General features: G+C 54.9%; 19 protein-coding genes and 1 tRNA gene. 3 read left to right on the top strand and 17 right to left on the bottom strand.

The features are described 5' to 3' along the window. Positions 1-35: 35 nt before the first annotated feature. Positions 36-707, bottom strand: coding sequence for a serine O-acetyltransferase (gene cysE, locus KI809_RS14430; RefSeq protein WP_214172287.1), 672 nt, complete (start codon positions 705-707; stop codon positions 36-38). A gap of 216 nt (positions 708-923) precedes the next feature. On the opposite strand from cysE, the gene KI809_RS14425 reads away from it, so the two are divergent. Further along, positions 924-1472 (top strand): hypothetical protein, encoded by a 549-nt coding sequence (locus tag KI809_RS14425; protein ID WP_214172286.1) that lies wholly within the window; start codon positions 924-926, stop codon positions 1470-1472. A gap of 18 nt (positions 1473-1490) precedes the next feature. Here KI809_RS14425 and KI809_RS14420 read toward each other — a convergent pair whose 3' ends face one another. The 15 genes from KI809_RS14420 to KI809_RS14350 form a co-directional block, all read right to left on the bottom strand. Further along, positions 1491-2054 (bottom strand): hypothetical protein, encoded by a 564-nt coding sequence (locus KI809_RS14420; protein WP_214172285.1) that lies wholly within the window; start codon positions 2052-2054, stop codon positions 1491-1493. A 99-nt stretch (positions 2055-2153) separates the two neighbouring features. Next, positions 2154-2780 (bottom strand): PAS domain-containing protein, encoded by a 627-nt coding sequence (locus KI809_RS14415; RefSeq protein WP_214172284.1) that lies wholly within the window; start codon positions 2778-2780, stop codon positions 2154-2156. Positions 2781-2964: 184 nt separating this feature from the next. Then, positions 2965-3051: transfer RNA gene (locus KI809_RS14410), tRNA-Leu, on the bottom strand. Positions 3052-3082: 31 nt separating this feature from the next. Next, positions 3083-3361, bottom strand: a complete 279-nt coding sequence (locus KI809_RS14405; protein ID WP_214172283.1) for an integration host factor subunit beta — start codon at positions 3359-3361, stop codon at positions 3083-3085. Between the two features lie 49 nt (positions 3362-3410). Next, positions 3411-5162, bottom strand: coding sequence for a 30S ribosomal protein S1 (locus KI809_RS14400; RefSeq protein WP_214172282.1), 1752 nt, complete (start codon positions 5160-5162; stop codon positions 3411-3413). 77 nt (positions 5163-5239) lie between these two features. Next, a complete protein-coding gene (ispH, locus tag KI809_RS14395) occupies positions 5240-6088 on the bottom strand; it encodes a 4-hydroxy-3-methylbut-2-enyl diphosphate reductase (RefSeq protein ID WP_214172281.1) in 849 nt (282 codons plus the stop codon). Beyond that, positions 6079-6786, bottom strand: coding sequence for a (d)CMP kinase (gene cmk / locus KI809_RS14390; protein ID WP_214172280.1), 708 nt, complete (start codon positions 6784-6786; stop codon positions 6079-6081). Before cmk ends, ispH begins: the two co-directional genes overlap by 10 nt. Beyond that, the gene (aroA, locus tag KI809_RS14385) at positions 6786-8072 is read right to left on the bottom strand and encodes a 3-phosphoshikimate 1-carboxyvinyltransferase (protein ID WP_214172279.1); all 1287 of its coding nucleotides are present in this window, start codon (positions 8070-8072) and stop codon (positions 6786-6788) included. Before aroA ends, cmk begins: the two co-directional genes overlap by 1 nt. Then, on the bottom strand, positions 8069-8965 hold the full coding sequence (locus KI809_RS14380; RefSeq protein WP_214172278.1) for a prephenate dehydrogenase: 897 nt from the start codon (positions 8963-8965) through the stop codon (positions 8069-8071). Before KI809_RS14380 ends, aroA begins: the two co-directional genes overlap by 4 nt. Positions 8966-8969: 4 nt before the next feature. Then, on the bottom strand, positions 8970-10046 hold the full coding sequence (pheA, locus tag KI809_RS14375) for a prephenate dehydratase (RefSeq protein WP_214172277.1): 1077 nt from the start codon (positions 10044-10046) through the stop codon (positions 8970-8972). A 122-nt stretch (positions 10047-10168) separates the two neighbouring features. Beyond that, on the bottom strand, positions 10169-12100 hold the full coding sequence (locus tag KI809_RS14370) for a GspE/PulE family protein (RefSeq protein ID WP_214172276.1): 1932 nt from the start codon (positions 12098-12100) through the stop codon (positions 10169-10171). Between the two features lie 41 nt (positions 12101-12141). After that, a complete protein-coding gene (locus tag KI809_RS14365; protein ID WP_214172275.1) occupies positions 12142-13647 on the bottom strand; it encodes a LysM peptidoglycan-binding domain-containing protein in 1506 nt (501 codons plus the stop codon). Between the two features lie 52 nt (positions 13648-13699). Next, a complete protein-coding gene (locus KI809_RS14360) occupies positions 13700-15058 on the bottom strand; it encodes a hypothetical protein (protein ID WP_214172274.1) in 1359 nt (452 codons plus the stop codon). A gap of 100 nt (positions 15059-15158) precedes the next feature. Then, positions 15159-15896 carry an MJ1433 family protein gene (locus KI809_RS14355; RefSeq protein WP_214172273.1) on the bottom strand — a complete coding sequence of 246 codons (738 nt, stop codon included), beginning with the start codon at positions 15894-15896 and terminating at the stop codon, positions 15159-15161. 15 nt (positions 15897-15911) lie between these two features. Next, on the bottom strand, positions 15912-17078 hold the full coding sequence (locus tag KI809_RS14350) for an ABC transporter permease (RefSeq protein WP_214172272.1): 1167 nt from the start codon (positions 17076-17078) through the stop codon (positions 15912-15914). Between the two features lie 125 nt (positions 17079-17203). Between KI809_RS14350 and KI809_RS14345 the strand changes: the two genes are divergently transcribed. Then, positions 17204-18418: an ExeA family protein gene (locus tag KI809_RS14345; RefSeq protein WP_214172271.1), complete on the top strand. Its 1215-nt coding sequence runs from the start codon at positions 17204-17206 to the stop codon at positions 18416-18418. Then, positions 18415-19023, top strand: a complete 609-nt coding sequence (locus KI809_RS14340) for a general secretion pathway protein GspB (RefSeq protein ID WP_214172270.1) — start codon at positions 18415-18417, stop codon at positions 19021-19023. Before KI809_RS14345 ends, KI809_RS14340 begins: the two co-directional genes overlap by 4 nt. A 117-nt stretch (positions 19024-19140) precedes the next feature. Here KI809_RS14340 and KI809_RS14335 read toward each other — a convergent pair whose 3' ends face one another. Further along, positions 19141-26091, bottom strand: coding sequence for a fibronectin type III domain-containing protein (locus KI809_RS14335; protein ID WP_214172269.1), 6951 nt, complete (start codon positions 26089-26091; stop codon positions 19141-19143). Between the last annotated feature and the right edge of the window lie 12 nt (positions 26092-26103).

Below are 26103 nucleotides of genomic sequence, written 5' to 3'. Positions count from 1 at the left end.
TTCCCACTGTTCCTCAGACTTGCTGTATGAATATACTATTGGAGCCGCTTTTTCAACTCTTCATGTTCCTTGGCCAGCTCGCTGTACTTCTTCTCCAGCTCCCTGATCTGGTCGAACAGGCAGGAAATCGCCTTGGCTTCCGGGTCCGGCATCTTGCCGTGCTCAAGGTCCGGCTTGCCGATCTTTTTCTCTTCGGCAGCCATGACCACCCGCCCCGGGATGCCGACCACCGAAGCATGGGGCGGCACTTCTTTTACCACAACCGAGTTTGAACCGATCTTGCTGTCATTGCCGACCGTGAAGGGGCCGAGTACCTTGGCACCGGAGCCGATTACCACATTATCGCCGATGGTTGGGTGGCGCTTGACCTTGTCCCAGGTGACCCCCCCCAGGGTGACCCCGTGATACATGGTGACGTTGTCGCCGATCTCGGCAGTCTCGCCGATAACCACCCCCATGCCGTGGTCGATGAAAAACTTGCGGCCGATTTTAGCACCGGGATGGATCTCGATCCCGGTAATGAACCGGCTGACCTGTGAAGTAAGCCGCCCCAGGAAAAACAGCTCGTGTGTCCAGAACCAGTGGCCAATCCGGTGCATCCAGATCGCATGCAGCCCCGGATAGCAGAAAAGTACTTCAAAAAAGTTGCGCGCTGCCGGGTCACGGTCGAAAACCGAAGTTATATCCTCTTTCATCCTGGCGAACATATCGTCTCCTCATGCAAAATCTCACAAGACCAGAACGAAAATGTGAGAGAAGATACTGAAATCACACCACTACTTATCTGGTAACATACCTGACTTATTATATCAATTATTATTTCCCCGCAATCTCCGGCAAGGAGCAGACAACTCTACCTTGCAAAGCTAGCGGGATCTGATAAATTTTAAAGTTGCTGGGCACACTCTTCAAAGGGGATAACCGTGCAACATCAGGATGACCTGGAAAATTTACCGTTTGTCAGCCTGCTGGACATTGATCCGCACGAACGGCTGGCCTCTCTGGAAAAGGATATTGCAGGACTCACCGCTGCGGAGCTGCGAGCCAAGGGACTGGCAGCAGTTGACACCGACTCTCTCCTTGCCCTTGTCTGCCTGGAACGGGCGTTTAGCGATATTCAAACTCCGGAGATTGCTTCCGCGCTCGGTTTCTGCCTGGCAAAAGAGCGGACCCAGTTTGATCGCGCTGTCGAACTATGCCGCCTTGCCCTTGAAAAGGAGCCGGCAATAGCGAAGCATTACCTGTACCTGGGCCGGGTTTTCCTGATGCAGGGGAAGAAAAATGAGGCAATTGCCGTGTACATGGAAGGGTTGTCGTATGGCGAAGATGCCGAATTAATTGCGGATGTGAGGCTGGTGGGAACCCGTCGCCGTCCGTTGATCCCGATACTGCGGCGGGAGCACCTCCTCAACCGCTCACTGGGGTACATCATCGAAAAGGTGTCGCGGCGAAAACGCCCCTCCCGACCGTGAAGAGATGCTCTTTTAGTTTTACTTGCCGAACATGTTTTTGATTACCAGGGTGACCCACTGATCGATATCCTCGGTCGTTGGGTTTGCGGTCAGCTCGGTTTGAGTCTGGGTGGCCCACAGCAGCTTATCTGTATCCGCTGCAAATAAGGCAGTTTCTATTCGCAGCGTATCCACAGTGATAATGAATTTCCCGCCCACGCAGGCCTCATTGTATGCAGGATACCACCCTCTGCGGTTCCAGTCGTTAGGTGTCATGCAGGCAGGCAGATTATCGATGGTCACGGTTTTTTCATCCAACAGTTTTGCTATTAGAACATTCGAATACCCTTCTCGTTTGAGCTTCCCGGCAATCTCTGTTTTTTCAGGGTTCGTTTCCGGATAGAACCGATAACTCTGGATGGAATCTATGCCTCTGCGCTGCAGCAATCTGACAAAAGCGTCCTCCGCCTTCCTCCGCAACAAGTCATCTTTGAGGTTACAGACTACGAAAACTTTTGTTATGCTCTCCAGACGAAAAGACTCGTCGCGCCACGCCGTACTGATCTTGGAACTCTGGCAGCCACCTATCATAAATGTGAGCATCACTGCCCCCAATGACAGAAAAAACCATTTAAATGGGTTCAAGTGCGGTTTCCTCCTCAATGCCGGTTCTTTCTCAGACAAAGCCAGTTGTTACAACCACTAAACTGCCAGCAGATATTCCAGGTCAGTATGCATGCCGACCATCCATTCCGGGGTGCCGTCCAGATTATACTCAACAACCATGCCGGCAGAAATTATGGATTTCCAGGCGCCGGATTTGGTCTTGAGACGATACTTTATCCGGTATTCCGAGATCTCGCCGCTCAAGCAGCGATTGAGAGTAGTAACTGCCAGCTCTCGATCCTCAGGGTGAAGTGCTTGTCGCCACCATTCCAGGGTCAATTGCGGCAGATCCCGATCATACTCCAGCATCGACCAGTATCCTGCAGAAGCGGTTGCCTTGCCGCTGCTGATTTCCAACTCATAGAAACCTTGCTTCGACATTTGCAGAATGACATTCAGTCTAGAGTTGTCTTCGTTCAGCTTCTTATGGATTTCACTCAATTCATGAGCATACTTGGAGATTATGACAAATAGGAGCAACGCCGTTACCAAGACAAACAACACTCCCTTGAAAATAGCCACATTGCGAATGTCGTTGATATTGGAAAAGAGCTTAACAAGAATCATGTCGGACAATGATATCCACGCCGTGCTGATCAACACATAACTGGCAACAATGGCAAAGACACCCTGAGTAATTTTTTTATCTAGTTGATGGGGCATTGAAGCATTCCTCGATACTAAACCGTCCGCATCCTTATTGATAGAGCTTGCTCACAAGATTCAAGTTTGCCCAAGTATACTGATAACCTGGCAGATATCAATAACTGACACAGATTGCCAATAACAAAGAGGAGCCAGGCTGCAGCCTGGCTCCTCTTTGTTATCGTTCTTCATATCAGCCTGATGGTGCCCGGGACCGGAATCGAACCGGTACGCCCTTGCGAGCGAGGGATTTTAAGTCCCTTGCGTCTACCAATTCCGCCACCCGGGCCTATACAGAGCGGCAGCTGCATATTGTGTTGCTATGCATCTACCCTTTCTCTGAGCTCTTTGCCTGTCTTGAAGAAAGGGACCTTCTTGGCAGGGATATCGACCAGTTCGCCGCTCTTTGGGTTGCGGGCCTCGCGTGCCCCGCGCTCACGGACAGTAAAGCTGCCGAACCCTCTGATCTCAACCTTTTCGCCGCTTCGCAGCGCATCACCCATTGAGTCGAAAATCAGGTTTACGATGGTCTCCGACTCCTTACGGGTCAGTGAGCCGTTTTTTTCTGCCAGCACATCTACAAGTTCACTCTTGGTCATTCCGTCACCTCATTAATCTATCTAAAATCAAGGCCGTAGCGGCCGCAAATTAATTGTCTCCGTTTTTCATGCCGCGCAGCAGGTCACCAAGGTTTGAGGTGGCCTCTTTCTGCGATCCCATGTAATCCTCAAGCTCTGCCTTCTCGATGGCTGTCTGCAGGGACTTGATGGACAGGCCAATCTTGCGGTCGTTGACGTCCACGCTCAGCACGACGGCTTCAAGCTGGTCGCCGACCTCGGCAAATCCCTTTGGCGTAGCCAGTTTTTCCTGGGAAAGTTCGGAAACGTGAACAAGGCCTTCAATCCCTTCCTCAAGCTCCAAAAAGATCCCGAAATCCGTAACCGACGAAACCTTGCCGGTGACGCGGGTGCCGGGACGATAGCGATTGGGAATATCGTTCCAGGGATCCGGGGTCAACTGCTTGATCCCGAGCGAGAGGCGCTCGCCATCAACATCGATGTTCAGCACTGCTGCCTGGACGGTCTGCCCTTTGCTGTAAATCTCACCCGGATGCTTGATCCGCTTGGTCCAGGAGATATCGGAAACATGGACCAGGCCGTCAATACCGTCCTCAATCCCGATGAACATGCCGAAATCAGTGATATTCTTGATCTGACCTTCGATCTTGGTGCCAACCGGATAGCGGTCACCGACCACGGTCCAGGGGTTTACCTGGGTCTGCTTGTAACCGAGCGATATTCTGCGGTTGGACGGGTCAACACCAAGCACCACCGCTTCGATAGTCTCGCCGACGGTAAGGATTTCATTCGGGTGGCGAATGCGGCGGGTCCATGACATCTCGGAAACATGAATAAGCCCTTCAACCCCTTCTTCAAGGGCAATGAAAGCGCCGTATTCCGTGAGACTGACCACTTTTCCCTGCACCTTGGCGCCGACAAAATACCGGTCCGATACTTCCTGCCACGGATCAGGCATTGTCTGTTTGAGCCCGAGGGAGATCTTCCCTTTGCTGCTGTCATACTTGAGGATCTTGACATTCAGCTTGTCGCCGACCTTGACAATCTCTGAAGGGTGATTGAGACGACCCCACGACATATCAGTCACATGGAGCAGCCCGTCAAGCCCGCCCAAGTCTACGAATGCACCGTAATCAGTGATATTTTTGACAATACCTTCAACCATCTGCCCTTCGGCGAGATTGCCGATGGTCTGTTCTTTGAGCTTCTCGCGCTCTTCTTCAAGGATGACCCGGCGGGAAAGCACGACATTGCCGCGCTTGCGGTTCATCTTTATGACCTTGAACATGCCGGTCTGGCCGATATAACGATCGAGATTGCCGCTGGGGCGGAGATCCACCTGAGAAGCGGGGAGAAATGCCTGCACCCCAATATCAACAGTCAGGCCACCCTTTACCTTGCCGGTAATCTTGCCTTCAATGACGCCGCCTTCACCACCGGCCTCATTGATCTTCTCCCAAGCGAGATGACTCTCGGCCTTCCTCTTGGAGAGCACGATATAGCCGCGATCGTTTTCCTCACGCTCAAACAGCACCCGGACCTCGTCGCCGACCTTGATTGTCAGTTCGCCGTCATCACCCAGGAATTCGCTAGCCTGAATCACACCTTCCGACTTGTAGCCGACATCCACCAGAACGATATCCTGACTTACCTGGACAACGATACCCTTGACAATCTCTCCTACCTGCAGCTGCTTTATACTGTCGTTGAACATTTCGGCGAACTCGCCGCCATGCGAACCCTGCTCGTGCTCATCCTCAACATCGGCAAAGCGCTTGATCGGCATGTCATTCCGTTTGTCCAAATTCTTTTCCTCGCTCATCAACCCTATACCCCCTAATGATGGATCACTGCTTTTATACGTTTAGCCGCCATACCCTAGCACAGAACAAAAAAAATTCAACCGTTTTTGTCCTTATCTATCTGTTCGATCATTTCGATGACTTCATCAATGATCCATTTTGGTGTTGAAGCGCCGGCCGTGACGCCAACCCGGGCAACCCCCTCAAGCCATTCCGGCAACAGCTGATCGGCCGTTTCAATATGGTGTGTGCGCACCTGGATCTCGGAACAGACCTCTGCCAGCCGTTTGGTGTTACCGCTATTGAAGCCGCCGATCACGATTACGCAATCAACCTGCTTTGCCAGGTCCTTGGCCGCATCCTGGCGCACTGCCGTTGCATCGCAAATGGTATGAAACACCCTCAGCTCGCTGCCGCGTCTCAGGCACTGCCTGACCACATCTTCCAGATTCTCGAAAGATTGAGTAGTCTGGGCGACAACTCCTATTTTGCTCATCCTGGGAAGTTTGGCTGCTTCATCACCGGAACCGACAACATAGACCTTGCCCATGGCATAGGAGACGATCCCCTGAACCTCGGGATGATCGGCATCGCCAACTACCACAACATCATAACCGGCGCAGGAAAGGCTCTGGACATGTTCCTGCGCCTTTTTGACAAAGGGGCAGGTGGCATCCACTATCTCAAGTTCCTTGCGTACGGCCTCCTCCAGTTCACCGGAGGTTACGCCGTGAGAGCGGATGATAATGGTGCCGGTATCCAGCTCGCCAAGGTCATTCAGGACCTTGACCCCCATATCCTCCAGTTTCTGCACCACCTGAGGCGAATGGATGATCGGCCCGAGGGTAAAGGTCTGTCCACCCATGTCGGCAGCCTCAAACGCCATCTGCGTTGCCCGTTTCACCCCAAAACAGAAACCAGCCTGCTTGGCCAGAATTATTTCCATGCTGACTCTCCTGCAATCATCAAACGATCTTCGATAACCTGGACCATGCCGTCCACCACCTCGCCGATGGAGAGACTGGTGGAATCCACGGCAATAGCATCTTCTGCCTGACGGAGCGGAGCGTGATCGCGGTTTTCGTCCTGAAGATCTCGGGCAATCACTTCGGCAACGGTCTGATCCAGGTCAACGGCCTCCCCTTTGGCCTTCAGTTCCAGATAACGACGCCGTCCCCGTTCCTCTGCCGATGCCGAGAGAAAGAACTTCACGTCGGCATCAGGGAAGACAACGGTACCGATGTCACGCCCCTCAAGAATCACACCGCCACCCTTGCCCATCTCCCGCTGCTTGACGAGCAGCAGCTCGCGAACCGCCTTTTTGCAGGCAATGCGGGAGGTCAGCAGGCTTATTTCCGGAGAACGGATCAGGTCGGCCACATCCTCGCCGTTGAGGGTGATGCGCGAGACGCCGTTTTCACGGACAAACGCCAGTTCTGATTGGCGGCAAATCTCCAGCACCTGCTGATCGGCATCCGCAGAAACACCCGCCCGGCTGACGGCCAAGGCAAGGGCGCGATACATGGCGCCGGTATCGATGTAGATATAGGAGAGAATGCTCGCCAGCTGCCGGGTTATGGTGCTCTTGCCGGCACCGGAAGGGCCGTCAATGGCCACTATCAGGCCGTTCCGATCCCTGTTCATCAACAGGCCACCTTTTCCAGCAACGCAGTAAAGGTGGGAAACGAAGTGGCAATACACTCGGTATCATCAACGGTCACCGGACCGTTCGCCGCCAACCCGGCAATGAGCATTGACATGGCAATGCGATGGTCGCCGCGGCTCTCGGCAGCACAACCGTTCAGACGCTCAACCCCTTCAATCACCATGCCGTCATCGGTCTCTTCAATGCAGCCCCCGGCAAGTCGCAGGTTGGCAGCCATTGCCGCAATGCGGTCGGTCTCTTTAACCCTTAACTCCCTGGCATCCCGGATCGTGGTCCGTCCTTGGGCACAGGCTGCAGCCACAGAGATGACCGGAAATTCGTCGATGGCCCTTGGCACAACATCGCCACCGATCTCGATCCCTTTCAAGATGGAAGAACGCACCAGCAGGTCGGCAACCGGCTCGCCGGAAAGTTCACGGCAGTCAAGAAGCTCGATTGAGCCACCCATTGCGGTCAGGATATCGATAATGCCGGTACGGGTCGGGTTCACGCCAACCCCCTTGATCAGCAGTTCGGAACCAGGGACGATCAGGGCCGCCACAATGAAAAAGGCGGCAGAAGAGATGTCGCCGGGCACCACTATTTCGCGCCCTTCCAGCTCATTGCCGCTGCGCACGACAACTCCACCGGGAATTGATGCAACATCCGCCCCGAAATGGCGGAACATCCGTTCGGAATGGTCTCTGGAAACCGATGGTTCCATCACCCGGGTCTCGCCGTCGGCATAAAGCCCGGCGAGCATCAGGCTGGACTTTACCTGGGCGCTGGCAACAGGAGAGGCATAGCTGATTCCTTTCAGCTTCTGGCCGACAATGGCCAACGGCGCCTTGTCTCCGCCGGCCCTGCCGTGAATAATGGCCCCCATGAGGGAAAGCGGCTGCAACACCCTTTTCATCGGTCTTTTCCGCAGGTATTGATCGCCGGTGAGCACGGAAAAGAAGTTCTGCGCTGCCAGCAATCCACTGATCAGGCGGATGGTTGTACCAGAGTTGCCGCAATCGATGACATCAGTCGGTTCGGTAAGGCCGTGCAGCCCTTTGCCATGGATGGTAAGGGTCTCGCCGTCGTCAACCGTCTCGATCCCCATCGACTGGAACGCCTTCAGGGTGGACATATTGTCTTCGCCCCGCAGCAGGCCGCGTACCGTGGTTGTCCCTCTGGCCAGCGAACCGAGCATTATGGAGCGATGAGAAATCGACTTGTCACCCGGGACCGAAATCTCGCCCCTGACCCCTTGCGCCGGTTTCACAGTATATGGTTTCACGATTCCTCCTTAACGCTCGGCAGTGCCGCCTGGTTGACAATGCCGTCCCGGTGCTCCTTGGAACTGGCAAAAAACCGCTCTATGGCCGCCCCATCCCCACAGGCGACCAGCGCCCGCAACCGGGCATAGTAGTCGGCAAACAGATCCATCATCTCCAGGATGCTGTCGCGGTTCTGCAGCGCAATATCGCGCCACATCACCGGGTCTGACGAGGCAATTCGGGTAAAATCCCGGAAGCCGCCGGCCGAATACTTGAGAATGTTTTCGTCGCAACCATCATACTCGCCGACTGCATTGACCAGGCTGTAGGCAACCATGTGCGGCAGATGGGAAATGGCAGCCACCACCCGGTCATGCTTTTCGACATCCATCTGCACCACATTGCTGCCGGCCAACTGCCACATCCGGACAACCTTGTCGAGCGCGCCCCGGTCGGTATGCTCTGTTGGGGTAATGATGCATCTGCGTCCCTGGTAAAGCGTAGCAAACGATGCCTCTACCCCGGAGTTCTCGGTCCCGGCTATCGGGTGCCCTCCCACGAAATGGCAACCCGCAGGGACCAACGGTTCGCACGCCCTGACAATATCACCCTTGACACTGCCGCCGTCGGTGATGATACATCCGGGGGACAGCGAGGGCGCTATTGTCTTAACGATATCGGCAATGGTGCATACCGGTGTGGCCAGGAAGACCATGTCGGCTCCGCTAACCCCTTCGGCAGGGTCATGAGCGTAGCGGTCGATCACCCCGAGCTCAACAGCGCGCTCCAGGTTGGCCTTGCCGCGACCGATCCCCACCACTTCACCCACTTCACCCTTTTCCCTGAGGATGCGCGCCAGGGAACCGCCGATGAGGCCAACACCAATTATTGCTAGACGATTAATAAGTGGCATTGAACTACTTCGCCCTTGGATATGATCCGAGGATTTTCACGAACTGACACATCTCCTTCAACTCCTTAACCGCATCGGCAACCGGCTGGTCGCTGACATGCCCGGCCAGATCGAGGAAGAAGATGTATTCCCAGGCCTTGCTCTTGTTCGGCCGCGATTCGATCTTGGAGAGGTTCAGCCCCCGCTTGGCGAACGGCTCCAGCATCCGGTAGAGGATTCCCGGCTCGTCCTTGACCGAGAACATCAGGGAACTCCTGTCGTCACCGGATTTATCGGCCATCTTGCTGCCAATGACCAGAAAGCGGGTTACATTGTTTACCTGATCTTCAATCCGCTCCCTGACCACCTTCAGATCGTAGAGGGAAGCGGCATACTCGCTGGCTATGGCTGCTGCCGAGTAGTCTTCACTGACAATCTGGGCCGCAAGGGTTGTTGAGGCAACATCGACCAGCGGCACGTTGGGAAGGTTTTCGGCAAGCCAGCGCCGGCACTGGGCCAGCGGCTGGGGATGCGAGTAGATCTTCTTCACATCCTCGATCCGACCGGTGCGGGACAGGAGAAAATGGGACACTTCCAGCAGGATCTCGGCATTGATCTTCAGATCGCTGCCGGTGAACATATCGAGGGTGTGGGAGATAACCCCTTCAGTGGAGTTCTCGACCGGGACAACGCCATAAAGCGCCCGCCCTTTTTCGACCTCTTCGAAAACAGCAGGGATCGATTTCTGGGGGACCAGCTCGGCGGCAAGCCCGAAGTGCTGCATGGCCGCAAGATGGGAAAAAGTCGCTTTGGGACCGAGAAACGCCACCTTCATCGGTGCTTCGAGCGCCAGCGAGGCGGAGATGATCTCCCGAAAAACGCTCCTGATTGCCTCAGTTGGGAACGGCCCCTTGTTCAAGGCAGCAAGACGCTCGTAAATCTCGCGCTCGCGGCTCGGCACATGGAATTCGCGGTTCTCTCGGGTCTTGATTCTGCCGACCTGCATGACAAATTCGGCGCGCCGGTTCAGGATATCCAGGATCCGGTCGTCCAGGGCGTCGATTTCGTGGCGCAGTTCTTCTAGTGTCTTGTTGGTTGTCACGGAATATCACCCGCAGGATTGGGGTATGGGGGTAAAAGAGTGAGGTACTGTATAGCAAGACAACGGAAAAGGCAAGCGATTTGGCTTGTCACCACCCCGTTGTTCCGGTTCTTCTTCTCAGCTTATTTGATGCAGACCCGCCGCACTTCGTGAATGTCAGTCAAACCGTTGAATATTTTAAGGATTCCATCCTGCTTCAACGAATACATGCCGTCTTCCATTGCCTGCGATCGCACCAAGTCGGTATCTACCTTCCGCTTGATGAGCCCCTTGATCGCATCGGTACACTCCAGCAGCTCATGAAGCCCCATCCGCCCGGAGTAGCCACTGTTGCCACAGGAATGGCAACCAACGGCACGGTAAAGGGTCAGTTCGGCCGGATTTATGCCAGTACGGCTAAACTGTTCAGGGCCATACTCTTCGACAAGCTCTTGAATCTCCGCTGCGGAAGGGGCGTAGGCGGCTTTGCATTCAGCGCATAGTGTTCGGGCAAGGCGTTGGGCGAGGACGCAGATCAGCGAATCAGAAAAGCTGTACGGGTCCAACCCCATCTCCAGAAGCCGGGTAACGGTTTCTGCTGCAGAGTTGGTATGCAGCGTTGAAAGCACGAGATGGCCGGTAAGAGAGGCCTCCACAGCTATCGAAGCGGTCTCCAGATCGCGCATCTCCCCGACCATTATCACATCAGGATCCAGCCGGAGAAAGGAGCGAAGGGCTGCGGCAAAAGTCAATCCGATCCTGGGGTTGACCTGGACCTGCCGCAAGCCGTTCTGGGTGATCTCCACCGGATCTTCCGCGGTCCAGATCTTTTTTTCCGGGGAATTTATCCCGGCAATGGCCGAATGCAAGGTAGTGGTCTTGCCCGAACCGGTCGGTCCGACTACCAGTATCAACCCGTACGGCTTTTTCATGGCATCGGAGAAGATCAGCCGGTTCCGCTCGCTGAACCCCACCTGATCCAGCGAGACATTCTTACCGGTATCAAGGAGACGGATAACCACATCCTCAAGATTGCCGGCAGTCGGCATGGTAGCCACCCGCAGCTCCATGTCGAGAGGGCCGAACTTCTTGAAATTGATCTTGCCGTCCTGGGGCCGCCGGCGCTCGGCAATGTCCAGGTCAGCCATAATCTTAATCCGCGAGGGGATGGCGTACTTGTAACGATAGGGAATACGCTGGTACACCGTGCAGTGGCCGTCGACCCGCATCCTGACAATGACGTCGTTCTTGCCCGGATACGGTTCGATATGGATGTCAGAAGCCTTTTTGATGCTGGCATCAAAAATGATCTTGTTCACCAGCTTGACAATAATGCTGTCCCGCTCCGTGACCTTGCGGACCTCTTCCTCGACATCAGGCTCATCAATAGCCTTGCCCTCACTCAGCAGGTCGCCGAAGTTGTCATCCGAGAAATCTTCGATAACCAGTTCCGTGACAGGCTGCTGCACGGCAATTGACCGATAGAGCCGCTGCTGCGCTCTGCCAATGTCCGAATCAGTAGCAATGACCGGGATAATCCGGTGGCGAATTGAGGCCTCAAGCTCCTTCAGCTCCTGGAGCTTGAGAGGGTAAACCATGGCCAGCGTCAGGGTGGAACCGATCTTGGCAATCGGCACAATCTTTCTTTTCTGGGCAAAGGTGGCGTTGATGTAGCGGGCAAGGTCTGCGTCGATATCCTGCAGTTCGATCTGCACAAATGAGAGATCATACTGGCTGGCGATAATTCTGGCCAGCTGCGGCTCTTCCAAATACCTAAGCTTGTAGAGCGCCTGGTAAAGAGGGATATCCTCTCTTTTGGAGAGGGCCAGCGCATTGCCGAGTTTCTCGTTGGAAATCAGCTTGTCGCGGATAAGAATGTCGGTCAGCCGCTGGCGCTTGCCGGTCTGTTCCAGGATGTACGAAAGGTCGGACTCGTTGAGATAGCCGAGCTTGCACAGCAACTGGCCAATCGTCTGGCCAGGAAAAAGCTTCTGCAACTCCAGGGCCTCGGTGAGCTGCAATTCGGTAATCAGCTTGTTCTCTATCAGAATTTCGCCCATCTTCTTCTGGGCCATTGCGCCTCTCCCTGGGGCAGGTATCCCTTACCCGATGCAAATTATGGGTCGATAACGGTAAAACCGTTCAGTGTCACCAATTCGTTTATCAACGGATCAACCGGACTGGCGGTCAGTACGGTCTTTTTGCCGCTTGCCGGATCGCGGATCAGGAAACCGGGAAAGGTAATGCTGTATGGCAGGTCTCTAGCTGGCCAGAGAGGCTGGCGATCAAACTGCGCCGGGACCCGCATCCGGGTGAGAAGCTTTTCTGTGACTCGGCGGAAATCGTCATGCTCCTCAAGGATGATGACCCGATAACCGCGAGTTTCCAATAAACGCATCAAGGTGTAGAATACCGGGTCACCATTGAAGCGACTGACTATGAAGCGCTCTCCCCGGCTTTCAAAAAAGCGGTCAGCAGTGATATCCAACCGTAGTCCGCTGTCATTGGGGCCAAACAACTCCACCCGCGTATCTCGCGAATACTTGAGATCCTGGGAAGCCATTACCCGGTCGGCAATATCCAAAGGGCCGGCCCCGGCGATGCGCACGAGCCGGTGCCCCTGTTCGGGCGGGGTACGGCGATGAGCTGAGTAGGGCTCTATCAAGCGGAACCCTTGCCCTGCCAGAAAAGCGACAAGCGACGGCGGAGTCCCGCCTCTCTTCTCGGTGACATTCAACAGGACAATACCCTGCTGCATCAGGCTTTCGCGGCTTTTTTCGACCTTGAAGTCACTAGTCACAGTCAATTGAGGTTCGTGGCCGAAATCGATGCCGTAGTTTTCTGAGACCGAGAAAAAACGGGCCTCGGCAAGCAGCGAGGCATAGAACTTCCGCGCATTCGACGGATCCTCGCTGACCACCCTTACATCATCAAGGGTTTGAACCAGGCTTTTTACCAAAGGTGGCAGGTTCCCGGAAGGGTCAAGCAGGATTCTTCCCCCGTCTGCCGCAGGCAAAACCGGATAGCGATCCGGGTCGAGCGCCAGTTCGAAGTTCTGGCCCGAGACGGTTATCCCTTCGGTTCGGTCCCATTTGCCAGGGAACAGGTGGTCCCACACCCCGCGCACAAACCGCAGATCCGCAGCCCCTTCGGTGCGCAGCTGCCGCAACATGCTGAATTGCTGGACAACAGCCGGAGCATCTTCTTTCCTGCGATGCAGCACGGCTTTCTTGGCGGTACTGCCCCCTGTTACGGGCAAAGGGATGGAGATGGTACTGCCAACGCGCAGCGACCGTATATCGCTGATGCCGTTCAGCTCCTTTAAACGAGGGATAACGGCATCTGCCTGCTTTTCCGACAAACCGTATTTTCCCATCAGGATGAGGTAAAGATTGTCGCCGGGTTTAATGGTATATCGTGATGATCGTGCCGCTGCTCGCCCAGGCTTGTGCTTTTTCGCTTTTTGCGAGGAAGCGGCGTCAGCCCCTCCGGCAAACCTGCTGTCCAGCATCCTGGTGTCAAGGTCGAAACGGGGGTCAATGGCAAGAGCCGGCAGACAGAGTGCCGACAACAGCACTGCCGGAAACACGAGCAGCAGCGATGACCACTTAATGAAAAACATCATGACGCTCCTGAAGAAAAATCATCATCGCATGGTCAACTTTGCGACCAATTTAAGGTAAGGTAACTACGACCCCTCTAATCAAGGCATCGGTTTTTTTCCGGTAAATCACCAGATGCGCCCCCTCGGAAAGCTTGGCGTTTCCCAACAGGTAGCCATTTTTCTCGGAGGTACCGGTTATCGAATAGCTGCTATTGCCCAGCAGTTCTTGCAGTAGCCTGGAAATCGTTGCCGCCTTAATATCGTGGTCGCGAGAGGCAATGAGCTGAATCGCCTTAATCTTGTTGGCCGACCTGAATACCAGGAATTCCTGGCCGTCGGCGACATACCGCTCCCACCCCGGATGTGCGGCCGAATACTGGGAATCCTTGCCGGCTGCCGGAATGATCCCCGGCAGTGAGGTCATCCTCTCCTGGCGAACAGTTGAACGCTGTGGCTGCAGCGCCGGCATTTCCTGCTTTGCGGACTGCGGACTGCCTGCTATCAGTTTTTTCTTAAACAGCTCCTTAAGCAGCGGCACAGTATCGGTAACCGTCAATACCGAGGCCAATAACACAGCGATAATAAAGCCGACGAGATAGAGCCAGGTTTTGGGTGTTAAAGACAATCCGCCCCAGCCAAATGAGGAAAAATCGTTGTTGGCGTTGCCCCTCTCTGGTTTGAACCCGTGGTCTTCTGCTCCGGCAAATACCATCTGTGTTGGCCGGCTTTTCGGTTGCTTTTCAGACGCATGTCCCAGGCTGCTGTTCGTGCCTTGCACCCCGCGAGTCGTTGCGGGTTTAGCTTTAAAAGGCCGGGATAAAGGTGCCACATGACCATCTGCACCAGAAGGATGGTCCACTACGGGATCTGCCGGGCCACTGAAGGCTTTCCCCTCCTCCTTTGCAGTTACTTCAAAATCATGCAGGTTATCAGTTTGGTTGAGGATGAACGGATCGGGTACGACCGATGGATCGCTGACCGTGACCAGTTGCACCTGACCGGGGTCATGATGATCCGGAGGGGCAGCGTGCCATTCTGCCGGCCCACGGCCATCTTTCCACAGCAGATAGGGAATTTTTGCCAGCTGCTCTCCGAAAAACTCACTGAGCTCCTCTTCGGTAGCAGCAAAATCGAAACTGTCGTCGAAACATTTCAGGCTCTCGTTGCTATTGCCGGCAAGCGAACCCATCAAGATAATCCGCGGAGAGCCGTCGCGCAGCAACCCCTTTATCTGCCGGGCGATCACTTCAGCAGCGGTGCCGTCAATTTCGCGCTGAATGAAAACCGATGCCGGCCGTTTATCAAACACCGCCATCAGGCCCTGCTCAAAATCAGAGTAAATGCAGATCTGGCCTTTGATAAGCGGTTGAAAACGCTCCTTCAGATGCATTACATGCGGATCATTGGAAATTATGATGATGGTTACCATGACACCACACTCATTCTCTTCTTTTGGCTTTTAACGCTTTTCAACACACTCCCTGTATTTTCAATATCGGTAGTTCCGCCGGCATCTTGAAGGTTGCCAGTTAGCTCACTTCAACTTTTGCCTCGGGATCCAGAGGATTTGTCCTTACTGCCAGGGAAAAAAGATAGGGATAATCGTTTTTCAGGTGCTGCATGTACGATAACCACTGAGTGAGGAGATGGGTATATGCCCGTTTGATGTCCCCCGACAGGTGGTCCAGGTCGGTTTCTGGGAGGTGAGATAAATCGGCTCGATGTTCCAGTTCCTCGACGAGATGAAATACCGCCCAGAGAAGCTCAGTAAAATCGTCATGCTCCAGTAGGTTCGGGTTTTCCAGCAGCCCTAACATGAATTGCCGTTTGGAAACCAGAAAATCGCGCAGTTCCTGTAAATCGCCATTGCGACTATCCACCCGTAACGGCTGACCTTTGAGAAATTCTCCGGCAGCCCTGAACTCAGCATCATTCCATTGCCCCGAAACCTTCATCCGGCTCCTGAGAGCTTCACACTCCCGGACAAAGCCGAACCCGTCCCTGAGCAGGACCGTACCGATTTCGCTGAAAAAGACTCCGATCACCATATTCAGCTTCTGACGAAGGGCATCACGCTCTCTGGCTTTCAGGACCCGCTCGATCATCAGAGTAACAAACAGCACATAAATCGGCAAAAACGCCAGATTGCCAAGAAACCCCAAACCGATCTCGCGCCACTGGCCGAACAGCAGATAATCGGTCCCGTACAACCCCATAGAAAGGGCCAGCATCACCCAGACGATTCTTTCAAATTTCAAACTAAACATAGCCAGACACCACCTTCATGTTGATCTGAGTGCATCCACGATGTTCATCCTGGCGGCACGAAACGCTGGCAGCAGCCCTCCGGCAAGCCCCATGAAAACCGCGAACAGCAGCGACTCGCCGATGATTGCCGGGGTCAGGGTGAATGAGAAGGCAAGCTCGGAAAACGATTGCCAGTTCATGGTCGAGATTGTTATCAGCTGCATGAAAGACGCGAAGAACAGGCCGAGCAACCCGCCAATCAGCCCCAGGAAGAGCGCTTCAAAGACAAACGCCGCCAGAATGCTGCCGCGGGTAAACCCCAGGGCCCGCAGGGTGCCGATTTCGGTCACCCGGTTGGCCACCGCGGCATACATGGTTATCATGGCGCCAATGACCGCACCGATAGAGAAAATGACCGTAAGCGCAATCCCCATGATCCTGAGGAAAGTCGCCATCGCTTCGGACTGGTCCTCGTAATACCGGGTCTCGGTCTTTGCTTCCACGGTCAGCCGCGGATCAGTCTCGATCGACTCCTTCAAGCTCGCGAACTGTAAAGGATCGCGCTCTCGGAAAAGAACCGAAGAATAGACCGGTCGCCGGAAAGCCTGCATCAACTGGTCAACATCTCCCCATATTTCCGAGGAAAAGCCGGTGGCGCCGGCATCGAAAACACCAACCACTTTCCAGTTTCTCATGCCGAAACGAAGAGTCTCTCCCAGCCCGCCCCCCTTGAATCTTTCGGCGATGTTTTTGCCGGCAATTACTTCAACAGATCCCGAGCGTGGCATTCGACCGGAGATCAGCTTCACCTGGGGCCTCAGCAACAGAGAGGTCTCGCTCACCCCGCGGATTACCACATTTGACGGTTTGCCGCTAATCCGCTTCGGGATATTGATCAGCACCACCAGTTCCTTAGCCAGCAACCGTCTGCCGTCCGGACCGATGGCAACCTCAGGTCGGCTCTCCACTATCGATGCCTGGTTACGCTCAACCCCGCTCTGAACCTCGGATTGCGACCCTTTTCTGATCACAACCACATTGTCCGGCGAACCGGTAGAAATCAAGGTCTTGCGCAACCCCTCGGACAGCATGAGGGTGGCGCTAAAGACATACACTACCAGAGCCATGCCGAATGCAGTCAGTACCGTGGTAAGCCGGCGGGTCCAGAGATTGCGGAAACTGTAGGAGATGGGGATGGGCATCTAGTTAATACCTGTTTTCATATCTTTTGAAGCGTAGCTATTAACAATGACATGTCAAGGGGTGGGACAGGCTTCTCCAGGCAAATTCTCTTTATGCAGTCAGGCAAGTGTGCTAAAACAGCACCATGTACTGGGAAACCCTGGGCTTCAAGGAACCCCCTTTTGCCCTCACGCCAAACCCTGATTTTCTCTTCTTAAGCAGCCATCACCAGGAGGCGCTTGCTCACCTGCTGTTTGCCATCGATACCCGCGCCGGCTTCATTGAGCTGTCTGGAGAGGTCGGGACCGGCAAGACCACGATTATTCGTACCCTTCTCGGCCAGCTCTCACCGGAGACGCATCGGAGCGCCTTTATCTTCAACCCGACGGTGTCGCCGCTCGGGCTGCTCCAGGAGATCAACAGCGAGTATGGTCTTCCCAGCACCGGTAATGACCTGCACCTGCTCCACAAGTCCCTTAACGAGTTTCTGCTCCGGGAGAACAGCGCTGGGCATACCGTGGTGCTGGTCATCGACGAAGCACAGAACCTGTCAACCGAGGTGTTGGAACAGGTCCGGCTCATCTCAAACCTGGAGACCGAGCAGTCAAAACTGATCCAGATCGTGCTGGTCGGCCAGACTGAGCTGAAAGCACTGCTGGCCCGGCAAGAGCTGCGACAGCTTAATCAGCGGATAACTGTCAGATATCACCTCGACTCGATGGAGCCGTCCGACGTCCATGCTTACATTCGCCACCGGATACGGGTCGCAGCAGGCGGAGGTGAGCCGGTCACCTTTTCTTCCGGAGCAGCGCACAAGATCGGCCGCTTTACCGGCGGGCTGCCCCGGCTGGTGAATGCGGTTTGCGATCGGGCGTTGCTGCTTGCCTATACGCAAGATACCCGGATGATATCGCCCCGAATGGCGGGAATGGCCATTACCGACCTCATGCAAACCGAGGACAAGAGAAGTTTCAGCTACCGTTTCCTGCTGGCCAGTGTATTGGTCATAGTTGCCGTGATAACCGGGTTCCTGATGGTCAACAAACAGCAAACGTTTCTGGGGCAACCTGTGGCAAGTACACCAGAAGCCAGTTTCAAAAACGAAGAGGCCAATGGCGTAAAAGTGTTGCAGTCTATGCTCAAAAGGACGGGATTTTTTGCCGGCACTCCGAACGGCATCTTTGATATTGAAACTGAAGAAGCGGTCAAAAAGTTCCAGCTGGCAGAAGGTCTTGCAGCAGACGGCAAGCCGGGCGGCAGGACCCTTACCCGGCTATACCAGAAGTCAGGCGGCAAAATGAAAAGCGATGTTCCAGGGAGCCCCCCCTCCCCCGCTGCCGCACAGGAGAACCCGCGATGAGCCTTATTCTCGATGCCTTGAGGAAGATGGAACAAGAGCGGAAGGCAAGCCGCAGGCACAGTACGGATATCCGCCCGGAGGTATTAAGCTACCGCGGAGTTCCGCGAAAAACGTCCCGTTCTCCCCTTGTACTCCCGGTTACAGCAGTAGTCATTATCAGCTGCATCGCCGGTGGGCTCCTAATGATGAGAGAGAAAACCCCTTCCGAAGCACCTGCCCTTAAAACATCCTCAAAAACCGTTCCCATTAAGCCGATTCAGCCAACTCCAGCGATACCGCAACCACAAGTAACTGTGGCGCCACCGCCGGCACACCCCAGACCTGCTCCCGATACGGCACAACCAACAAAACCATCCGCTCCGCAAAGAGAAGAAACCATCGCTCCGGGCAGCAACACTGCTACTGCTTCTGGAATAACTATCTCAGGAATCGCTTATCAAGATGACAGATCCATGCGGCGCGCGGTCATTAATGGGGCTCTGGTTGGCGAAGGAGCAGAAGTGGCCGGGGCAAAGGTGGTGGAGATCAGGGAGAACCGGGTACGTTTTTCACGCGCCGGAGAAAACTTCGAAGTCCTGCAATCCTCAGCCTTTACTCAACATTGAATTATCCGCCTGTACTCAGTTTCAGGATCAGCTTACCAATGTCAACAAGCCCCACCAGCCTCTCATTCCTAGAGAAGCCGGGGGGCTTGTTCGTACAACTTCACCTAAACCGGTCTGTTAAGGACAGCTGTTCTGCGCTCCGCTGTAATTCTGCATGGTCACCGTCACCTCGTTGGACGGCGAGGTAATCGCCCCCACCAGTATGGTATCATCCAGTTCGGTTACCAGCGACATCGCTTCGCTGCGCGCCAATGATTGACCAATCTGCCCTAAAATCCCCGGGGCAGACTGCATCTCACTAACACTTACCAACGGCTGCCAAGCATTCCCAGCGCTGTTTGCAAGCCAGCCGGCAACATTGCGCCCGGTTCTGGTAATCCGTAACCCACCGTCGGTATTACTTGCTGTTGTGCCGCTGTTGCAAGTCGAGACTCCGTCAATCCGGAAACAGTATTCATAACCGTTTATCGTCGAAGCATAACGGCCTATATAGAAGAAATTGGAGCGGGCGCTATCACCGGCAGTGGTCGGCATGTTGAACTGTAACCGAGCATAAACATGGTACTGGTTGCCGGTTACCTGCCCTGCCGGCAGCCGCATCTTGGTGGAAAAGTCAAAATCCCCCAGCAGCGGCGAGACATCTGCCAGCTTGATAAATGCACCATTCCAGCTGTTAGCGGCACCGTTGCCGGTAGATGATTGGGACAGGGTAGCCACGCCGTTGGCGCCAACAATAGAGGAGTTGCCATTCGAGGTCGAATAACTGATCGGTGGCGTGGTCGAGTACACCACAGCAACATTACTGGGATCACGAATCACCACCTGCTGCGACCAGACCGCCGGGTTGATTCCTGAGGTAAAATCATCACTAATCTGCTTGTAGGCCCTGACCCGAAACTGGCCGGTTGCGCCCGGCCCCAGCAGTCCCGAAAGGGTGTAGGAGTTGTTACCGTAAGGGATGCGGGCGATCATGTTCCAGCTATCCCCCTGCTTGTATTCCAACTGGTAACCGGTCGGGGCTGTCCCCGTACCGGGGGTTATGGTAAACAGTGCCTTATATGGGCTTATCGACTCCCCGACCAGTGCAGCGGGGGCATACGGGCTGGTAGCAGTGCAATATTCCGGGCCGATAGCCGAATCACCGGCAGTGTTAACAGCTGCAACGGCATAACAGTAGCTGGTATTGGCAGAAAGCCCGGCATCGTCACTGTCATAGATCTTTGAGGATAATGCCGCACAGCTTAGCGTCGGATATGCCGAACCGCAGTATGACTCCGCATAAGAAGCGCTTACTGTTGTCACCAGGTTCTGTGTGGCCCCGGCTCCGCCGTCTTTGCGATAGATCTTGTAACCGGTCGCCCCTTTCATGGTGCGAATGCCGACGGTAATCCGGTTGTCGGAACGGGTGATCAGCAGTGGCATCCCAGGCGCATTCGGTATGGTGGTTACGGTTTCCGTATCGGACGGCAGCGAATCTCCCCCGGAGTTGACCCCCTTGACCCGGTACCAGTATTTGGTGCCGGCAGTCAGGACGGAGTCGTTATAGGTAAGTACGTTCTGGTTGGTGGCAACCGTCCAGGTCGCATTGTCGGTTGACCGTTCCAGCTTGTAAGACGTTGCGGCGGTCACGGCACCCCAGGCAACAGTCACCTGGGTCTGGCCAACATTGCTGATGACCGGTTTGGCCGGAGCCAGCGGTGCGGTATAGATGCTGGTCACAACAGCGTCGTTGGATTCCTGGAACTTGCCGACTGACTCCACCTTGAGCTGGTACTGGATACCTGAGGTCAGACCGGAAATGGTATACGGGTACGGGTTCGGATTCCAGGCAAAGGCAATATTGACCGGACTGCCCCAGAGCGTGTCGGAACTCTTTTTATAATAGATATTGTAGCTGTACGCCGGGTCCACCCGGTTCCAGCTGATTGCCACAGATGAGGCCGTTGCCGAAGACGAGGATATTGACGGCGGGCTGGGCATGGTCTGGATATAGCCTGCTGCAGGGCTCGACAGTTGCGAATCGATGAGCGTGCCATTGTAGTTCATCCGGACAAACCCGGAAAAAGCTGCCCCACGGCTGGTGGTTTGGGTGTAGCTGCAGACAGCGCCGGACGCGCAACTAGTGACAGTACCAACCTTGGTTGCTCCGGCCCAGGCAGAGTATGACTCAGGCTTGCCGCCATAGCTATAATTGTAGTTGTTGAGATATACTTCAAAATCCGTGGCCGTGTAGTTGGTATTCACCCACTCGAGTTTAATCGAGGTCGGGGTTGGAGCGGTCATGGTGAGCTGCGGTGCCGTCGGCGGGGCCTGGGCGGTCTTGCAGATCTCGTTGGAATAAGCATCAGCAGGGCCTCCGACAGAGGTATAAGCGCGAACGCGGTAACAGTACTCCGTGCCGTTGGTCACCGTGGTATCGGTCCAGCTTAGGGTATCTGCAGCTAGGACTGAACTGACTGCCGCCCAGGTGCCGCCTGACGGCCGGCGCTGGACCTCAAAATTTTCCTCGGTAGTGTTGGTCCAAACCGGTTTCAACTGGTTTGAACCGGGTATTTCCACATTGGACAGAGTTACCGCCAGGGGCTTGAACAATAAAATGCCGTTGCTGTCAACTGAAGCACCACCGCTGTTCAGGGTTCGCGCTACAATGTACCATCCCTTGAAACTATTGTTGCTGGTGGTCGCAGTGCCGGAAGCAACGCCTGCGGCAAAAGCCGCTGTCTCTTCACCGGCATTACAATAGCCAACGGGGTTGGCAATGATGGCGGCTACAGAACCGTTACAACTCTTCGCTACCAGGTTATAACCGCTATTGCCTGCCACCTGCGACCAGGTGGCCGAGTACGAGGTTGGAGATAGAGCTGTTGCGCTTTGCAGGGTCGGTGGAGGCAGTAAAGTCGTGATCGCTTGAACAGGACTTGGGGTCACGGCTTCAATGCCGTTATATTGCGCATATACTCGATATTCATAGGTGGTATTGGCAACCAGGCCGGTAGCATCGGAATAGGCGTTGCCGGCGGTATTACCGATGGTCCCCCAGCTGCCGCCGCTGATGCGCCGTTCAAGCCGGAAATTGGTAGTTTGACTGGTGGGCCAATACCACTGCATGTAGGTAGCGGTTGCGCTGGTTGCTCTGGCAGACGCCCAGGCCGTGACCGGAGTAGGAGCAGTGTATCCCGGCGCGGAGTCGGCAGAGACTTGGGAGAGGCCGGAACCGTTACGCACGCTCAACCGGTAATAGTAGGTGGTCGCAGCGGAGAGTCCGGTATCATCATAACTGGTTATATTGGCCGCCGGGGTGGCGATCACAGCATAGGTCCCGCCACTGCCGGTTTTCCGTTCCAGCTGGTAACCGCTGTTGCCGGCGACGTTGGTCCAGGTGAGATGCAATGAGCTGATCGATGCAGATGGATTACTCACGGCCGGAGCTGCCGGTGCCGCATACATGGTAGTTGTGCACACCTGGGAGGTGTAACGAGTCGGCACAGAATCCTTTTCAGCATAGACTCGCCAGCAGTATGAGGTGTTGGGCAGCAAGCCGCTATCGGTGAATGACGCAGCATCCGCGAGCAGTTTGCCGTTCGTCAACCCGGCAGGACTGACCCATTCTTCCGCCCCCTTGATGGTACGGCTGATATAAGGCGTGGTGCCGGCGGTAACATTGGTCCAGCTGAGAGCAACCTTGGTGTAATCGGTCTGGGGCGTTGCGCTCAGGTTAGCCGGTGTTATCGCCAGATTGTTGACAATCTTCAGCGCCAGCATGTCCTTGTCGCCGGCTGCCGAAGTTGTATAGCCGGCGATGAACGCTTCACCGAACTGGTTGGTTGCCAGTGAGGCCGCGTGATCATCCTTGCCTGCCGTGCCGTTGTAGATGAACGAGTTGGTGTAACTCCCGGAATCGGTGTAGATCGCGGCAATAATGTCGGTGTTGGGACTGACGCCGCTGTCGCCGCTTATATAGATGTAACCTGACGGGTCGATCGTCAAGCCGGTGAGGATCTCAACCGATCCGGAGCGACGCAGCTCCCGCTCCCACACGAGACCACCCGCAGTATCAAAGCGCAACACGGCAAGATCAGAATCCCCAGAAGCAACAAAAGCCTCGCCGGCAACCACAACCTGGTTGGCATAGCTGTCGTATGCGATCTTCCGGGCAGCGAAATTACCGGCCGGGGTCCCGGATGGATAATTCTTCTTCCAGAGGAGGCTGGTTGACCCGGCAGAACTCCCCTGGTATTTGGCCAGAGTCATGACCGTGAAGCCAGTGGCAACATCTGTAGTGTAACCGGCGACATACAGATCGCCGCTATTGTCCAGAGTCATGGCAAGAGGCCGGTCATCACCCGCTCCCCCAAGAGTTTCCATCCAGACGGTGTTGCCGGTGGCAGCATCATGCTTGCCGACAAACCAGTTGTTGTTTGCCCCGGAGATTTCCAGCCGACCGGTAACAAAGACATCACCGGCCGCATTCATCACAGTTGCCGTTGGATAAGGGTTACCGCTGAAAGAGTTGAGATCGGCACAGACAAATGAGCTGCTGCTTTCAACCGTGAAATCAACATTCGGCACAGCAGGATCGGCAGCAGTGGAAAGCTTTCTTACATAATAATTGACCTGGGAGAGATCGGCATTGCCATGCCCGACCAGAGCAATGCTATAGGGCGCAACCGGTTGGACCGCTATGGCATCGGCATGATCGGCCAGCTTGCCGACTCCGTTGAGTTGAGAGGTCCAGAGTGAAACTGCCTGGCCATAACCGTCAACAGCTGGGGTAAAGGCATATTTATGACCCCAGATGGACGGAATGTTGCCGGCACCCGGAACGCCCTGGCTGGAAGTACCGACCACAACAGTCTCCCTGTTACCATCCACCGCCATCGCCACAGCGGTATCATCTTCATCGTAGCCACCATCCAGCTTGTCTGACCATGCTACAGATAAAAAATCCCTTGTGGTTTTGAACGTGTAAAAATCATAGGAAGGTTGGCCGGAAATATTCTGGTCGCTATAGATGGAGCCGAAAAAGACCGGACTGCCTCCGCTGTAGCAGGCAGTGGCGATCAGAGAATCATCTCCTCCCTGCGAATCGGCATAACTGTAACTTGCCGCCGGCGCAGCAAAGGTGATCACCCCTCTGGTGATGGCATTGGCGACATTCGAGAAATCTCCGAGGGTACTCCCTTGATATGAAGCGACCTTGAAGAAGTAATCACTGTCTGCCGTGAGACCAGTGGCAGTCCAGGAAACCACTCCGGTTTGCGTCGGCGTCGCTGACGGAATGACCCAGGCGTTGACATCACTGCACCAGGTGCCGTTTTCCCCGATCTTCCAGTAAACCTTGAAACCGGTTTCGTTCTCGGTGTTGTCCTGGAACGAGAGCTGTACTGAGCTGTTGCTAACCGCCTGAGCAGCAAGTGCTGTCGGAGGATCCATGGTCCCCTTGTCATAGCGGAGCAGAGCAAAATCAATATTGTCCTTATCGAAGATGTAGTAAAGGTCCCCCAGAGCCACTGATTTGGGAAATGCCTGACTGGCGTCAAGGGTCAGGGTTGTGGTATCGTTACTTTTGATCGGCCTGAACATGTCGTTGTCTTCGGGGTTCAGACCGGATACCAGGTACAGGTAATAGCCTGTCCATTGGTTGGTGCTCCAGGATTTACTGCTGTTTTTCAAGGTGGTGGTGCTGCCGTCGGTTGCCGTCAGGATACCACCGTCAAGCGGTTGCGTCTGATCGGTCCATGAAGGGACGACCACCCCCTGCCCCTGCAAGCCGATGCCGACCGGCAGCGAGCTTTTGCCGGATACCCCATCCCACTCCTTCTGCCACAACAACCTGCCGTTGTTTTTCCCGTATTTCAGGGCAACCACCTTTTTCAACCCCGAATAATCGCGCCATCCAGAGACATAAACCCCACCCGTCGGGTTGGTGGCATTATCAACGGTCATGGCAACGGCACCGGAAATATTGGTAGAACCGGCATCAAAGGTAGCGTTCCAGACCGTATCCGGGATAGCAGTGCCATTGTTATGATATTTCACAAGAAACAGCTTTGAAAAAGCAGGGAGTGGCCCGGCATATCCGGAGACATAGACATCGCCTGCCTGGTCAACAACAAGCGAGGTGGGTTGGTCGTCAAAACCAGCGTCATAGGTGGCTTCCCAGAGCGGTAGCGATGATCCGGGCGCGATCTCGGCGGTGTAGATATCTCCACCACGGCTGTTGGCAAGAATCCCGGTCACCGCGATGGTGCCGGAAGGGGTGAATGCCAGGGCAGTGCCACTGTCATCGAACGAACCGGTGCTGCTCTTTCTCCAGTTACGCAGCTGGTTGCCGGTGGAATCCCACAGCACGGTGACCAGATCAAGGTTGCTGCCGTTGGAAGACTCGCCGGTTAGCGCAATCCTGCTGCCGTCTGCCGAAACAGCGAGGGCATAGGCGCGATCAGCACCGCTTCCCCCGAAAGAGTCGGACCAGAGCGGCGGGTTGTCGCCGGTGATTGTATTATCAAAGGCAAGCAGCAGATAATCGTCATCACCGCTGCTGCTACGGGTAAATCCAGCCACATACACCCTGTCCAGTACCGCATCATAGGCAATGGCAAGCGGATGGTCGGCGCCGCCGGTTACGCCGGACGACCAGGTGTTGCTCCAGACAACGGTCGGAGATGAGGTACCGTTATCGTGGTAACGGGTGACATACACGGACGGTTTTCCTGCGGTAAAGACACTGGCAACCATGATCGAGTCGCGGTTCTTATCCATAACCACGGCCACACCACGCTCAATGCCGGTAGAGGGATCATAGGCTACTCGCCATAGTGGCGTTCCGGAGGCATCATACTTTACCGTGTAGGCGCTGTCATTGACATCTCCAGCCAGGTTCTGATAGCCGGTAACCACCACGGCACTGCTGACGGGAGAGAATACAGCAGCTCGCGCCTCCTGCTTTCTCGCTAGCTGGTCAACCTTTGGAAATCCCGAAAGCTCGCTCCCTCCAGCTGCCAGGACCACAGTCTCGGCCAACATCACAATCGTCAATGCAGCAAACAGTTTCACGCTATTTCTCATAATCGAGCTCAT

The organism is Geoanaerobacter pelophilus, from assembly GCF_018476885.1.
Lineage (GTDB): Bacteria > Desulfobacterota > Desulfuromonadia > Geobacterales > DSM-12255 > Geoanaerobacter > Geoanaerobacter pelophilus.
Note: the sequence above shows the minus strand (reverse complement) of the source record. Positions and strands in the feature narration are given on the sequence as shown.

What these genes read in the sequence shown, in the direction of transcription:
- cysE (WP_214172287.1), bottom strand. Translation starts at nt 707, where the DNA reads ATGTTCGCCAGGATGAAAGAGGATATAACTTCGGTTTTCGACCGTGAC.
- KI809_RS14420 (WP_214172285.1), bottom strand. Translation starts at nt 2,054, where the DNA reads ATGCTCACATTTATGATAGGTGGCTGCCAGAGTTCCAAGATCAGTACG.
- KI809_RS14415 (WP_214172284.1), bottom strand. Translation starts at nt 2,780, where the DNA reads ATGCCCCATCAACTAGATAAAAAAATTACTCAGGGTGTCTTTGCCATT.
- KI809_RS14405 (WP_214172283.1), bottom strand. Translation starts at nt 3,361, where the DNA reads ATGACCAAGAGTGAACTTGTAGATGTGCTGGCAGAAAAAAACGGCTCA.
- KI809_RS14400 (WP_214172282.1), bottom strand. Translation starts at nt 5,162, where the DNA reads ATGAGCGAGGAAAAGAATTTGGACAAACGGAATGACATGCCGATCAAG.
- ispH (WP_214172281.1), bottom strand. Translation starts at nt 6,088, where the DNA reads ATGGAAATAATTCTGGCCAAGCAGGCTGGTTTCTGTTTTGGGGTGAAA.
- cmk (WP_214172280.1), bottom strand. Translation starts at nt 6,786, where the DNA reads ATGAACAGGGATCGGAACGGCCTGATAGTGGCCATTGACGGCCCTTCC.
- KI809_RS14380 (WP_214172278.1), bottom strand. Translation starts at nt 8,965, where the DNA reads ATGCCACTTATTAATCGTCTAGCAATAATTGGTGTTGGCCTCATCGGC.
- KI809_RS14370 (WP_214172276.1), bottom strand. Translation starts at nt 12,100, where the DNA reads ATGGCCCAGAAGAAGATGGGCGAAATTCTGATAGAGAACAAGCTGATT.
- KI809_RS14365 (WP_214172275.1), bottom strand. Translation starts at nt 13,647, where the DNA reads ATGTTTTTCATTAAGTGGTCATCGCTGCTGCTCGTGTTTCCGGCAGTG.
- KI809_RS14360 (WP_214172274.1), bottom strand. Translation starts at nt 15,058, where the DNA reads ATGGTAACCATCATCATAATTTCCAATGATCCGCATGTAATGCATCTG.
- KI809_RS14355 (WP_214172273.1), bottom strand. Translation starts at nt 15,896, where the DNA reads ATGTTTAGTTTGAAATTTGAAAGAATCGTCTGGGTGATGCTGGCCCTT.
- KI809_RS14350 (WP_214172272.1), bottom strand. Translation starts at nt 17,078, where the DNA reads ATGCCCATCCCCATCTCCTACAGTTTCCGCAATCTCTGGACCCGCCGG.
- KI809_RS14345 (WP_214172271.1), top strand. Translation starts at nt 17,204, where the DNA reads ATGTACTGGGAAACCCTGGGCTTCAAGGAACCCCCTTTTGCCCTCACG.
- KI809_RS14340 (WP_214172270.1), top strand. Translation starts at nt 18,415, where the DNA reads ATGAGCCTTATTCTCGATGCCTTGAGGAAGATGGAACAAGAGCGGAAG.
- KI809_RS14335 (WP_214172269.1), bottom strand. Translation starts at nt 26,091, where the DNA reads ATGAGAAATAGCGTGAAACTGTTTGCTGCATTGACGATTGTGATGTTG.